The organism is Escherichia sp. MOD1-EC5189 (assembly GCF_002966045.1).
GTDB lineage: Bacteria > Pseudomonadota > Gammaproteobacteria > Enterobacterales > Enterobacteriaceae > Escherichia > Escherichia coli_F.
Genome location: NZ_PTRX01000011.1, coordinates 1 through 12,359, shown reverse-complemented (window position 1 = coordinate 12,359; position 12,359 = coordinate 1). Strand labels below are relative to the sequence as shown.

At 35.3% G+C, this 12,359-nt stretch carries 17 protein-coding genes and 3 pseudogenes; 16 read left to right on the top strand and 4 right to left on the bottom strand.

The window, feature by feature from the left end:
- Window positions 1-7 precede the first annotated feature (7 nt).
- The 9 genes and pseudogenes from ATB02_RS11535 (at window position 8) to ATB02_RS11500 (ending at window position 5,786) form a co-directional block, all read left to right on the top strand.
- Window positions 8-723: pseudogene (locus ATB02_RS11535) on the top strand (hypothetical protein).
- Window positions 713-1,171: a type III secretion protein gene (locus ATB02_RS11530; protein WP_123059845.1), complete on the top strand. Its 459-nt coding sequence runs from the start codon at window positions 713-715 to the stop codon at window positions 1,169-1,171. The pseudogene ATB02_RS11535 and the gene ATB02_RS11530 overlap by 11 nt, the downstream one beginning before the upstream one ends.
- Window positions 1,149-1,379: pseudogene (locus ATB02_RS26680) on the top strand (type III secretion system needle length determinant, SpaN/EivJ family); the annotation flags it as partial. The gene ATB02_RS11530 and the pseudogene ATB02_RS26680, both read left to right, overlap by 23 nt.
- 75 nt (window positions 1,380-1,454) lie before the next feature.
- On the top strand, window positions 1,455-2,024 hold the full coding sequence (locus tag ATB02_RS26990; RefSeq protein ID WP_123057633.1) for a SpaN/EivJ family type III secretion system needle length determinant: 570 nt from the start codon (window positions 1,455-1,457) through the stop codon (window positions 2,022-2,024).
- A pseudogene (locus ATB02_RS11520) lies at window positions 1,984-2,971 on the top strand (YscQ/HrcQ family type III secretion apparatus protein). The gene ATB02_RS26990 and the pseudogene ATB02_RS11520 overlap by 41 nt, the downstream one beginning before the upstream one ends.
- Complete coding sequence (locus tag ATB02_RS11515; RefSeq protein ID WP_000071537.1) at window positions 2,961-3,626, top strand: EscR/YscR/HrcR family type III secretion system export apparatus protein; 666 nt, start codon at window positions 2,961-2,963, stop codon at window positions 3,624-3,626. The pseudogene ATB02_RS11520 and the gene ATB02_RS11515 overlap by 11 nt, the downstream one beginning before the upstream one ends.
- 9 nt (window positions 3,627-3,635) lie before the next feature.
- Entirely contained in the window at window positions 3,636-3,896 is a 261-nt protein-coding gene (locus ATB02_RS11510; RefSeq protein WP_000341004.1) for an EscS/YscS/HrcS family type III secretion system export apparatus protein, read from the top strand.
- A gap of 1 nt (window position 3,897) precedes the next feature.
- Window positions 3,898-4,665 (top strand): type III secretion system export apparatus subunit SctT, encoded by a 768-nt coding sequence (gene sctT, locus ATB02_RS11505; protein WP_105271601.1) that lies wholly within the window; start codon window positions 3,898-3,900, stop codon window positions 4,663-4,665.
- 8 nt (window positions 4,666-4,673) lie between these two features.
- Complete coding sequence (locus tag ATB02_RS11500) at window positions 4,674-5,786, top strand: EscU/YscU/HrcU family type III secretion system export apparatus switch protein (protein WP_088542181.1); 1,113 nt, start codon at window positions 4,674-4,676, stop codon at window positions 5,784-5,786.
- Window positions 5,787-5,855: 69 nt separating this feature from the next.
- On the opposite strand, the gene ATB02_RS11495 is transcribed toward ATB02_RS11500, so the two are convergent.
- Complete coding sequence (locus ATB02_RS11495; protein ID WP_000060687.1) at window positions 5,856-6,149, bottom strand: invasion protein; 294 nt, start codon at window positions 6,147-6,149, stop codon at window positions 5,856-5,858.
- Between the two features lies 1 nt (window position 6,150).
- Window positions 6,151-6,651, bottom strand: coding sequence for a helix-turn-helix transcriptional regulator (locus ATB02_RS11490; protein ID WP_105271600.1), 501 nt, complete (start codon window positions 6,649-6,651; stop codon window positions 6,151-6,153).
- Between the two features lie 258 nt (window positions 6,652-6,909).
- Here ATB02_RS11490 and ATB02_RS11485 point away from each other — a divergent pair, with 258 nt between their 5' ends.
- The 7 genes from ATB02_RS11485 to ATB02_RS11450 all read left to right on the top strand — a co-directional run bounded on the left by ATB02_RS11485 (window position 6,910) and on the right by ATB02_RS11450 (window position 11,528).
- Window positions 6,910-8,091 (top strand): PrgH/EprH family type III secretion apparatus protein, encoded by a 1,182-nt coding sequence (locus ATB02_RS11485; RefSeq protein ID WP_123057632.1) that lies wholly within the window; start codon window positions 6,910-6,912, stop codon window positions 8,089-8,091.
- A gap of 13 nt (window positions 8,092-8,104) precedes the next feature.
- Window positions 8,105-8,344: a type III secretion system needle complex protein gene (locus ATB02_RS11480; protein ID WP_000796272.1), complete on the top strand. Its 240-nt coding sequence runs from the start codon at window positions 8,105-8,107 to the stop codon at window positions 8,342-8,344.
- A gap of 19 nt (window positions 8,345-8,363) precedes the next feature.
- The gene (sctI, locus tag ATB02_RS11475; protein ID WP_000116717.1) at window positions 8,364-8,696 is read left to right on the top strand and encodes a type III secretion system inner rod subunit SctI; all 333 of its coding nucleotides are present in this window, start codon (window positions 8,364-8,366) and stop codon (window positions 8,694-8,696) included.
- Window positions 8,693-9,427, top strand: a complete 735-nt coding sequence (locus ATB02_RS11470) for an EscJ/YscJ/HrcJ family type III secretion inner membrane ring protein (protein WP_105271599.1) — start codon at window positions 8,693-8,695, stop codon at window positions 9,425-9,427. Before sctI ends, ATB02_RS11470 begins: the two co-directional genes overlap by 4 nt.
- Window positions 9,428-9,442: 15 nt before the next feature.
- Window positions 9,443-10,024, top strand: a complete 582-nt coding sequence (locus ATB02_RS11465; RefSeq protein ID WP_105271598.1) for a type III secretion apparatus protein OrgA/MxiK — start codon at window positions 9,443-9,445, stop codon at window positions 10,022-10,024.
- Entirely contained in the window at window positions 9,966-10,673 is a 708-nt protein-coding gene (locus ATB02_RS26095) for a hypothetical protein (RefSeq protein ID WP_123059843.1), read from the top strand. Before ATB02_RS11465 ends, ATB02_RS26095 begins: the two co-directional genes overlap by 59 nt.
- 222 nt (window positions 10,674-10,895) lie before the next feature.
- A complete protein-coding gene (locus ATB02_RS11450) occupies window positions 10,896-11,528 on the top strand; it encodes a LuxR C-terminal-related transcriptional regulator (protein WP_000516283.1) in 633 nt (210 codons plus the stop codon).
- A gap of 17 nt (window positions 11,529-11,545) precedes the next feature.
- Here ATB02_RS11450 and ATB02_RS11445 read toward each other — a convergent pair whose 3' ends face one another.
- Window positions 11,546-12,049, bottom strand: coding sequence for a lytic transglycosylase domain-containing protein (locus ATB02_RS11445; protein WP_001239196.1), 504 nt, complete (start codon window positions 12,047-12,049; stop codon window positions 11,546-11,548).
- Between the two features lie 83 nt (window positions 12,050-12,132).
- On the bottom strand, window positions 12,133-12,351 hold the full coding sequence (locus tag ATB02_RS11440; RefSeq protein WP_105267236.1) for a hypothetical protein: 219 nt from the start codon (window positions 12,349-12,351) through the stop codon (window positions 12,133-12,135).
- Window positions 12,352-12,359 lie beyond the last annotated feature (8 nt).

The window sequence follows — 12,359 nt, the reverse complement described above, 5'->3', positions numbered from 1 at the left end:
TGCTGGTATGAAAAAATTAAAACTATTGAATAAATACAGCTACTTACATAGCATAAACGGCTCGCTGATTGAAGCAGAGCTTGACGACGTTTCAGTGGGCGAAGTATGCGAAATTTATGCGAGCTGGCAAGCAAATGAACGTATAGCCAGGGCTCAGGTCGTTGGCTTTCGCAATGGAAAGACATTATTAAACCTGCACGAGCACTACGCGATATGAAGCTGGCAGCGGGTGAACCACCGGCCAGACGTGGTTATCCTGCTTCTGTTTTTGACAGTTTACCTCGCTTACTGGAGAGGCCGGGACCAACACTAAAAGGAAGTATTACTGCCTTTTATACCGTATTACTGGAGGGGGAGGATGAATCAGACCCCCTGGGGGATGAAATTCGCTCAATCCTTGATGGCCATATCTATCTAAGTCGCAAACTCGCTGGGCAAGGTCATTATCCGGCAATAGATGTTCTAAAAAGTGTGAGTCGAGTATTTGGTCAGGTCACTGATGAAAAACACAGAGATAATGCTGCACGGGTAAGGAAGATCCTCACAACTTTGGAAGATCTACAGGTATTTATTGACTTAGGGGAATACCGCGCTGGTCAAAATGCTGAAAATGATTTTGCCATGAATGCCCGGCCTAAACTCACAAATTGGTTAAAACAGTCAGTTAATGAAAAAATGCCAATGAGTGAAACTCTGAAAGAGCTTGAACGAATTGTTAAGTAAAGTTAATCGACTTATCAGAAGAACGACGCAGAGCCTGGCTGCATGTGAAGCATCATTACAAAAGTTAAATGCAGAAAAAGAAAAGTTAGCCGAAAAGGAACACCTGTATGATATGCAACTTAAAAATCTACAGTCACTCTTAGATATGAAGGAGTTGCGCGGCGAAGTTGTATTTCGCAAGGATATATTTTACTCGTTACGTAAAGTTGCCGTCATTCAACAACAGATCGCTGAGATAAATCTTGAAAAGCAAAAAATAGCAGAACGGCGAAAAATACTTAACAAGGAAATAGTTCAACAGCAAGCACAAAGAAAACACTGGTGGTTAAAAGGAGAAAAGTACAAACGACTAAAGAAGCGAATCAAAAAAGAATTTTCAAATCAGATGTTTTATCAAGACGAGATTGAACAGGAAGAGAAATATAATGGACGAAGTCAAGAAAATTGAACATTATAAAATTTTAAACACTGGCACATCCGAGAATTCTGCTACAGATTTAGACAGTTTCTTAAAGAAAACCAAAAAAAATAAAGATATGAGAGAGATTGTCGCTGGATCCATTCTACAGTTATTACGTCAGACTCAGGATAGTTATTTCCCTATCTTAGAGAAAAAGAATGGGCAAATGAAGTCTATTGATAACAAATCGTCTCTCCAGGTTGACAGGAATTCATCTTTTTCTTTGCAAACAAATGGAATAGAGCAACTTTCTACAAAGAAAGTCCTCAATATGACTTCACGAGATCAGGGTGTTAATTCTGAACTATCTGATAAAACGATACAATTTAAGGGGGGAATCCATAATGGTATCCATACAGAAAAAATCACGGTTCAAAACCACAGTAATAATAAAGAGCGTGAAAAAAAATATCGCGATGGAGACAAAAAAAATGGAGAGCAGGCCCATTTATTAGATATTACTAACGAAAGAAGGTTTGCTGATAACAAAACCATGTTTACTCAACATATCGAAAAGCAAAGGAATGTTCATACGCTCAATCAGAATGATATAAATAATTCTGTTAATAGTGCCAATGTACCCGAAAATGAATTGACATATCAGTTTCAGCGTTGGGGACAGAATCATACAGTTCGGATTCTGGAAAGTAGTGAAGGGATACGACTAAAACCATCAGACACGATTGTCTCCGACAGACTCCATGAAGCCCAACACAATGATGTTACAGCACAACGTTGGGTATTGACTGAGCAAGATGAACGACAAGGGCAACGACATCAGCCTCATGATGAGCAAGAAAATGAAGGTAAATTCGAAAACGATCAGAAGGACGAAAGTTAATGTTCGGTCTGAGAAAAGTAAATGGAAACACTCATTCCTTTGAAACCACTTTTCAAAACTGGAAAGAAAATGGTGAAGATGTTGCGTTATTAATGCCCGAATTTAGCGCCAAATGGCTACCGATAGCAGAAGAGAGCGGCAGCTGGTCTGGATGGGTGTTACTTCGAGAAATATTTCCCTTAATTTCTGCCGAGCTCGCTGGGATGGCTTTAATGCCAGAAACGGAAAGGTTAATAGTGGAATGGCTCAGTTTATCTAGTACCCCGTTAAATCTAAAGTATCCTGAACTAAAATATAATCGTTTGTGTGTAGGTAAAGTATTTGATGGAGTATTGAGTCCAGCTCAACCACTAATAAGAATATGGACAGGGGAATTAAATGTTTGGTTAGATAAAGTCACGGTCTGCCAATACGAAAACGCTCTAACGCTAGACAAAAAAACATTATATTGGCCCATTCATTTTGTAATTGGATTTAGTAAAACATGTTATAGAACCATTGTTGATATTGAAGTTGGTGATGTTTTATTAATTTCAGATAATTTTGCTTATGCGGTTATTTATAATACAAAGATTTGTGACTTAATTTATCCAGAGGAGTTAAAAATGGCTGATCATTTTGAGTACGAGGAAGATTTTGAAACAGATGACTTTGATATCAAAAAAAGCGAAATCGAGATTAATGATGAAAATGACTATCAGCAGATTAATAGTTTTGAAGACTTGCCTGTAAAAATTGAGTTTGTTCTTGGAAAGAAAATAATGAATCTATATGAAATAGACGATCTCTGTGCAAAAAGAATTATATCTTTGCTTCCTGAAGCTGAGAAAAATATAGAGATACGTGTAAATGGCGCGCTAACTGGCTATGGCGAACTTGTTGAAGTGGATGATAAATTGGGCGTAGAAATTCATTCTTGGTTATCAGGGAATAATAATGTCAAATAGTATTTCGCTGATAGCGATATTATCATTATTTACACTATTACCGTTTATAATAGCATCCGGGACATGTTTTATTAAATTCTCGATTGTTTTTGTTATTGTCCGAAACGCACTGGGACTTCAGCAAGTGCCATCAAATATGACACTTAATGGGGTAGCTTTGCTATTGTCAATGTTCGTAATGATGCCGGTTGGGAAGGAAATATATAATAACAGTCAGAATGAGAATCTTTCATTCAATAATGTAGCGTCGGTTGTTAATTTTGTTGAGACAGGCATGAGTGGTTATAAATCATATTTGATAAAATATTCTGAACCGGAGTTGGTTAGCTTTTTTGAAAAGATTCAGAAGGTGAATAGTTCTGAAGACAATGAAGAGATAATCGATGATGAGAATATTTCAATTTTCTCGTTACTCCCGGCATATGCGTTGAGTGAGATAAAAAGTGCATTTATTATAGGTTTCTATATCTATTTACCCTTTGTTGTAGTTGATCTGGTTATATCAAGCGTTCTGTTAACGTTAGGTATGATGATGATGAGTCCGGTAACCATATCTACACCGATAAAATTAATTCTGTTTGTCGCGATGGACGGTTGGACAATGTTATCGAAAGGACTCATTTTACAATATTTTGACCTATCCATTAATCCCTGAGGAAAAAATATGGACGACATTGTTTTTGCGGGGAATAGGGCGCTGTATCTGATTTTAGTTATGTCTGCAGGACCTATTGCAGTTGCGACATTTGTTGGTTTATTGGTAGGGCTTTTTCAAACGGTAACACAGTTGCAAGAACAGACTTTGCCATTTGGCGTCAAATTATTGTGCGTAAGTATTTGCTTTTTTTTAATGAGCGGATGGTATGGTGAAAAATTATATTCGTTTGGTATCGAAATGCTTAATTTAGCATTCGCGAGAGGATAGCATGGGGGAGGCGATACTCTATCAGTTGCATAGCCTGCTGGCTGCTACAGCGCTCGGTTTTTGCCGATTGGCACCAACTTTCTATTTGTTACCATTTTTCGCCAGTGGGAATATACCAACAGTAGTCCGCCATCCAATAATAATAGTGGTATCATGTGCATTAGTTCAGCATTACCACTATGAATTATCTACCCTAAATGAAATAGATATCGCTTTGTTTGCTGCCAGAGAAATTATCATAGGGTTGTTTATTGCTTGCTTATTAGCATCCCCATTTTGGATTTTCCTTGCTATAGGCAGCTTTATCGATAACCAACGTGGTGCAACGTTAAGTAGTACTTTGGATCCGGCTACAGGTGTCGATACATCGGAATTAGCAAGATTATTTAACCTTTTCTCTGCAGCAGTTTATCTTACTAACGGTGGATTGAACTTTATTCTGGAGACTCTATGGCAAAGTTATAACTTATGGCCTTCAGGAAATTTTAATTTTCCTAAATTAGAGCCTTTATTTTCATATATTAATAATATAATGACTCATACTATCGTTTACGCAAGCCCCGTGATTGCGGTTATGCTGGGCGGTGAAGGTGTCCTGGGATTGCTGGCACGCTATGCTTCACAACTAAATGCTTTTGCCATCTCACTGACTGTCAAAAGTGCGCTGGCATTTTTAATATTAATTATTTATTTTGGCCCAATACTGGCTGAACGAGTTATGCCGTTATCCTTTTTCCCAGAACAATTGCAATTATACATTGATAAATAGAGTGTTTCATGGCAAATAAAACTGAAAAGCCAACACAAAAGAAACTCCAGGATGCTTCTAAAAAAGGGCAAATTCTAAAAAGTAGAGACTTAACAGTCTCTGTAATAATGCTTGTGGGTACTTTATATCTCGGATATGTATTTGATGTGCATCATATTATGTCGATTCTTGAATACATCCTTGATCATAACGCTAAACCGGATATTTGGGACTATTTTAAAGCTATGGGGATAGGTTGGTTGAAAACGATCATTCCTTTTTTGCTGGTTTGCATGTTTACAACAATACTTGTCTCATGGTTTCAAAGTAAAATGCAATTAGCAACTGAAGCTATTAAGTTTAAGTTTGATTCATTAAATCCAGTAAATGGCTTAAAACGTATATTTGGCTTAAAAACCGTAAAAGAATTTGTCAAAGCAATACTTTATATTATTTTTTTTGCATTGGCGATCAAAGTATTTTGGAGTAACCATAAATCACTGCTTTTTAAAACTCTTGATGGAGATATCATATCTTTATTATCAGATTGGGGAGAGATGCTATTCCTTCTCATACTATATTGTCTCGGCAGTATGATAATTGTTCTAATATTTGATTTTATCGCTGAGTATTTTTTATTTATGAAAGATATGAAAATGGATAAACAAGAAGTTAAAAGAGAATACAAGGAACAAGAAGGAAATCCAGAAATTAAGTCTAAACGCAGAGAACGCCATCAAGAAATTCTGTCAGAACAATTGAAATCTGATGTCAGTAATAGCCGTCTGATGATTGCCAACCCTACGCACATTGCAATAGGGATATACTTTAAGCCACATCTGTCACCTATACCATTGATTTCTGTAAGAGAAACTAATGAGGTCGCATTAGCCGTAAGGAAATATGCAAAAGAAATCGGAATACCAATTATTACAGATAAAAAATTAGCACGAAAAATTTATGCTACCCATCGTCGCTACGATTATGTTAGCTTCGAAAATATAGATGAGATCTTGCGTCTTCTGCTGTGGCTTGAAGATGTGGAGAATGCTGGACAACCTATTCCAGATGAACTGCTCCCCTCAGAAGATAAATGCAAAGAAGGTGAAGACACAAAAAGTGAGAATAAAGACAATAATTAAAAAAATTAAACATCTATCATAGTCGGAAATTTATAAGAATCTACACGCAAAAAGCGTGTAGATTCTTATTTAATGTGTTAAACGATCTTGCGAAATGACAAGCAATTGATACATACTCATCTCTTTATAAGCTGGAACAGTCGTAACCTGTGCAAATTCGCGATATAGTTTCTGCTCTAGTTCTGCTGATGATATATATTCCGGGTGTTCGCTAAAGAACTGTCTTGCATCTACTATCGCTTGAGATTCGCCACTTCTTTTATTCTGAGTATCCTTTAATGAATTTTCTCTGGTGCATGCAGAGAGCAACGATATCAGCGCGACAGTTATTATGATTTTACTATTATATCTTACTAATGACATATCAACTTTCTCTTATGCAAGATTGGAGTTTAAAATAATGTTTATCCCATTCACAGAGTGCTATAAACAACTCAACAGTACCTTTTATGTTAAGTTTATTTAGGGCTCTTATTTTGTGATATGATACTGTTTTATAATCAATTCCTTTGATAATGGCTATTTGTTTTAACGAATAAGAAACACATAACCGCAGGATATCTATCTCATCATGGGTAAGTGGTTCTTGAGTGGAATACACATTTTGTGTATGAAGATTCGAAACCAGGAAATGCGTTAAATCAGATAATGTAATATTCTTATTGATCCTGATGAAATTGTTGCTCAAAAGGGTGTTTACAGGTTCTGTATTTGGTTTGAGATTTCGATGTTGGTGCTCATCAATAACAACGAACAAATGTCCAAGATCAACCAACGCAACCAAATCGCTGTAATATTCCTTTTGGGATGCTAATAATGCATTAGTGCCTACAGTGAAGTAGACATCACTGGAAAAGACTTGCATATGCCAACCTGCACTCTAAAATCATTTAGGGTAAATATTACGTGTAAAATTTAAAATAATGGTAATTGTTATATTTGCATATCAATGAGGGAATAGGGTGAATACCTTAAATTGCAAATAAAGTTATGTATGTAGGCATTTAAAATGGTTCTCGAAAATTATAATCTTTTTATTGTGTGTCATCATAATTTGGTCATGAAATTTCCGTCTTGTTACACTACTCTAAACTAGAGCTTATGGAATTAGCGGGTGGTATTCATGGGAAATAATGATAAATTCTTATCACAAGACTTATTGGAATCTTATGCCATTCGTTTATTGAGCGGACCATTGAATGGATGCGAGTATGAAATACTTAATGGGCGTGTACTCGTTATCGTTGGTAATGATGTTTCGTTAGGAAGAAGTGATTCTTTTTCTGAGTTACCAGAGAATACGATAGTCATTCCTTATGGAGAGCTTACAGGCAGTTTTGAGGTAATAATCACTACCGACCCTGATCTGGTTGTAACAATCAGAGAATTAACAGCACAAGAACCTGAAGATAGAACGTTAACATTGAATCAGCAAATAGAAGTTTTAGGCCTCAAATTTGCTGTAAAAGGAAAAAATGAAGTTTGGCAGTATTCAATACCAGGTATTGTTGAAAATAACATTACTTCAACAAGACAACATTTCTTAAGTAGTACGCTGTTTAAATATGTAACGCTATTTTTTCTTTTTGCTATCATTTTTATAGCTTTTTATATTGTTAATGCCAGTAATGATCCGCAGCTGAGACATATCGATAAAATTCTTGTAAACAAAAATAGAAATTATGAAATTTTATATGGTAGGGATCATGTCATCTATATCAATACCAATAGTTTGGATGAAGCTGTCTGGGTCAAACAAGCACTGGAAAAAAATCAACCAGGAAAGCCAGTACGGGTGATAAATCCTGATGATGAATCGATACGAATTTTTTCATGGCTTGCTGATAATTTCCCAGATCTACAATATTTTAAACTACAGCTATTAGATGCCAGTAATCCAAGACTGACAGTGAGTAAGCAACGGAATGCTATCACACAGCAACTAATCGATAATCTTATTAAAGGATTACTGCAAACTATGCCATATGCCAGCAATATAAGTATTGCGGTATTAGATGATAATGTATTGGAAAGTCAGGCAATTGAAACATTGTCGGCAATAGGTCTTTCTTATGAAAAATATAAAACAGCTAACAATGTATATTTCAATATCATTGGTACGTTAAGCGACAGTGAATTAAATAAAATTAATAATTATGTTGACGAATATTATAAACAATGGGGTAAACAATATGTAAGATTTAATGTGAATTTGAAAAATCAGGACACAAACAATAGTTCATTTAGCTACGGAGATAACCGATTCGAGAAGTCTCAAGGTAGCAAGTGGACATTTCAGGAATAATTGAGGAGGACTTATGGCAGATTGGAATGGTTATATTATGGATATCAGCAAACAATTTGATCAGGGCGTTGATGATCTTAACCAACAAGTTGAAAAGGCGTTGGAGGATTTAGCAACCAATCCTTCCGACCCGAAATTCCTTGCCGAATATCAGAGTGCATTAGCTGAGTATACATTATATCGAAATGCGCAATCTAACGTTGTAAAAGCGTATAAAGATCTTGATTCGGCAATCATACAAAACTTCCGCTAAACTGGATAAGGATTTCATTATGTCAGTAAGCAATATGCCACCTATTGATAGAGCTGAGCAATCAACTGCTCATGAAATACAGCAAGCGAAAGTTATTGATTTAAATGACCGGGTTCTCAATCTTGATAACCCGGATGATAAAATGATCTCCGCTTTTGCTAACTATGCGGTACAAACTGAAAATTGGCAGCAAAATGCGTTACAAGCATTAAGGTCTGATAAAAAGGGGTTAACTCCTGAAAAATTATTAGTCTTGCAGGATCATGTGCTTAATTATAATGTCGAGGTTTCATTGGTGGGAACATTAGCAAGAAAAATTGTCGCTGCAGTTGAGACGTTGACTCGCTCATGAAATATATATCATTATTCTTGTTTATCCTGCTGTTGTGCGGTTGCAAGCAGCAGGAATTACTGAACCATCTTGATCAACAGCAAGCTAATGATGTCCTTGCTGTTTTACAAAGACATAATATTAATGCTGAGAAGAAGGATCAAGGTAAAACTGGATTTTCAATCTATGTAGAACCAACGGATTTTGCTTCTGCGGTGGATTGGCTAAAAATCTACAATCTCCCGGGTAAGCCTGATATTCAAATATCGCAGATGTTCCCTGCAGATGCACTCGTTTCCTCTCCACGAGCGGAAAAAGCAAGATTGTATTCTGCTATTGAACAGCGTTTAGAGCAATCTCTCAAAATTATGGATGGCATTGTTTTTTCAAGAGTACATGTTAGTTACGATGTTGATACAGGTGATAGTGGCAAAACTGCTTTACCAATTCATATTTCTGTACTTGCTGTATATGAAAAAGATATCAATCCAGAAATAAAAATAAATGACATTAAGAGATTTATTGTTAATAGCTTTGCAAGCGTACAATATGAGAATATTTCAGTCGTATTGTCAAAACGAAGAAATATTATTGAACAAGCACCAACATATGAAATTAACGAACCTGTTTTTGCTTATGATAAGACTATGCCGGTTTCTATCTTACTTGCATTAATGTCCATTGCGACTTGCTGGCTGTTATGGAAGTACAGGGCTATTCTAACTAATTTAATCAGGTTAAAAAATAAGTAGACATATGAGAACGTTATGAATCTTGCCCTAAGAAAGATTATATATGATCCAATTAGTTATATTCATCCTCAACGAGTAAGTTTGAATAATGCACGTATTAGCAATCCGGTACTTAGATCTATTACCAATGAAATGATACTCCTACAGTACAATCTTTCAGTTGAGCATTTCAGTCTGAATAGTTCACTTATTTACTACATAAACAATTGGAAATTATTTCCATTGATCTGTTTACTCAGTGGTTGTCACTTTTATCGAGAAAGGTTTGCAGAACGGGGATTTTTTTACAAGGTTCCTGATGTGCTAAGGAATTATTTATCAGCGATACCGGTGGAAATAAATGAAAAGGCACGATATAAACCTGGCATCGTTAACTATCATAATATCATCACATGTGGTTTTTCAACGTTGTTGCCCTATGTAAGGCAACAACCGTTGGCAATGCAGCAACGATTTAATTTATTATTTCCTGATTTTGTTGACCACATACAATTGCCGTTACCACTTGCGTCTACTCTTTTGGAGAGAATTACATTTTATGCGAAAAAAAATAGAGATGAGCTTGATAAACTCTCCTGCAAATGGTGTTGTGATTAAAAGAATAATTTCTGATGGATTGAAAGAAATAGTCTCTCTAAAAGAAAAGATCCTTCTTGAAACCACCGCAAAAATTCAGAGTATTGAGGAAAAGAGAGAAGAAAAAGTTATTCAAGGTTATTATGATGGCTATGCGAAAGGCATTATTGATGTGATGGATAATTTTATACCCTTGATAAGTTTGCTGAGCTCAGAATTAGAAAAAAACAGAATAAACATGATAAACGATCTGAAGAGCATATTGTTAAAATCTTCAGAGGAAGTTGAAGTTTTTATCAAAATTTTTGAAAGTTGGGTAACAAAATTACCGTCAATATCAGGCCCTTTAAATCTCTATATACCTACCAGTTTCAAAGATAAGTCTATTGAAGTAGAGTCATATTTTGTCGACAAGTCAATATGGAATGTCCATATTTCATATCATGATGACAAACGTTTTATTTTTTTTACAGATCAATTTATTGCTGAATTTAGTCCGCAGGAATTTGTGGATAATTGTGAGCAATATTTAATTAGCAATCACTGTTTTTCCCCTGATAAGGTTAATGAAATCTGTGAACATGCCAGACATTATTTAGTTGAAAGAATGTGTGAAATAGATTCTTTGGCTATGAATAACTCTGATTTGAAGAACCCAGAGGACTTATAGATCACTGTCTCCGGTTTAATGACTTGAATATAATCTAATTCTAATATTTTAAACGCCTAATGATTTTTCAACACTGGTCTTATTTTGCTTACACAAAAATTTTATTTTTAATTATATTTCATTATTATTTCATCAATGTATTCTTTGTATTTTGCTTATAATAATAATGGAAGGGATGATTATAAATGAATGTGTTATAGCATTTACACTCAGGATGAATATATGGGAAAGATTAAAATTGTAGTTTCAGATCAGCAGCCGTTTATGATTGATGGGATAATTGGATTTCTCGGACATTATCCCGATTTATATGAGGTTGTTGGGGGCTATAAAGATCTGAAGAAAGCTATAGCGGAGTGTAACAAATCTGCAGCCCAAATATTTATTTTAGGAGAATTTGCAGGTGGAATGATGGGGTCCGAACTCATAAAATGGGTTAAATCGCATAAAATAGATGCTCATATTATTACATTTGTAGCAAAAATGCCGTATATTGATTCAATAAAATTGCTTGAAGCCGGTGCGAAAGGATGCGTATGGAAAACCAGTCACCCGGCGAAACTAAATCGCGCTATTGATTCGATTAGTAATGGTTACACTTATTTTGATAGTGTACATATGGATTGTGAAAAAATATCTTCAAGATATTCCTCTGATAATCAACTTACAAATCGTGAGTCTGAAATACTACAACTCATAGCTGATGGAAAAACAAACAAAGAAATCGCTAATTTCTTGCAGTTAAGCAGGAAAACAGTCGAAACTCATAGACTCAATATCATGAAGAAATTAGATGTTCACAGTGGTATCGAGTTGATCAAAACAGCTTTACGTATGGGTGTTTGCACTATATAAAAAAAGAGGCTTTAGGCTCATTTTGCTAAAGCCTTACGCTTGTCTATTTCATTAAGTCTGGTATATACAACATATATTTTTTTTGCATATTGCAGCCTCTTTTTTTGGTTTTCCATTGCAAAACCCGCGTTATAAGTCCCCAGACATTGCCACGTTACCCCACAACGTGAAAAATGATTATATAAAATCTCGGTCCCTATTTTAATGTTCAGACAGGGGTTATCTAACAAATCTCGTTCATCTTTTATTATTCCACGTTTTTTTAACATGGGAATGTGCATCTGGTTTATCTGCATTAAACCATAATCAAAACTCTTTATATTGTTTTTCTTATCCCTGTTCTTGCCGATGCTATCATTTTTTAAATTACTTTCAACAAGAGCGATAGCTTTGATCAAATTTGGTTCGATTCTGAAAATTGATCCTGCTTCATTAAAGCAAGCGCTACTGGCGAAAGACATTTTTGTAATTAATATAGAAAATATGAAGATGGATAAGATTTTAACTTTGGGTAAGCGCATATATTTTTATGTGTAGGATTGAAGAAAAGGAACGAGATACTAATATAATCAGTATCTCGTTAAACATTTAAGTGGTCAATTGTCTACCATTCCAGTTCATAGTAAGGAGAGATAGGATTATCTTTCGAATACATATCATTTTGAAAAGATGCCATCCATGTTGAAACTATAAATGCTTGTATTTGATCTGTATCAGTAGCACTGGTGGTGATATGTTTATCTAATGAAACTACGTCATCACCCGTTGCAGTTGCTATATTTAAACTTTGAGAAAAATTATTCATATTGATTGGATTAGTCATAAAGTTCC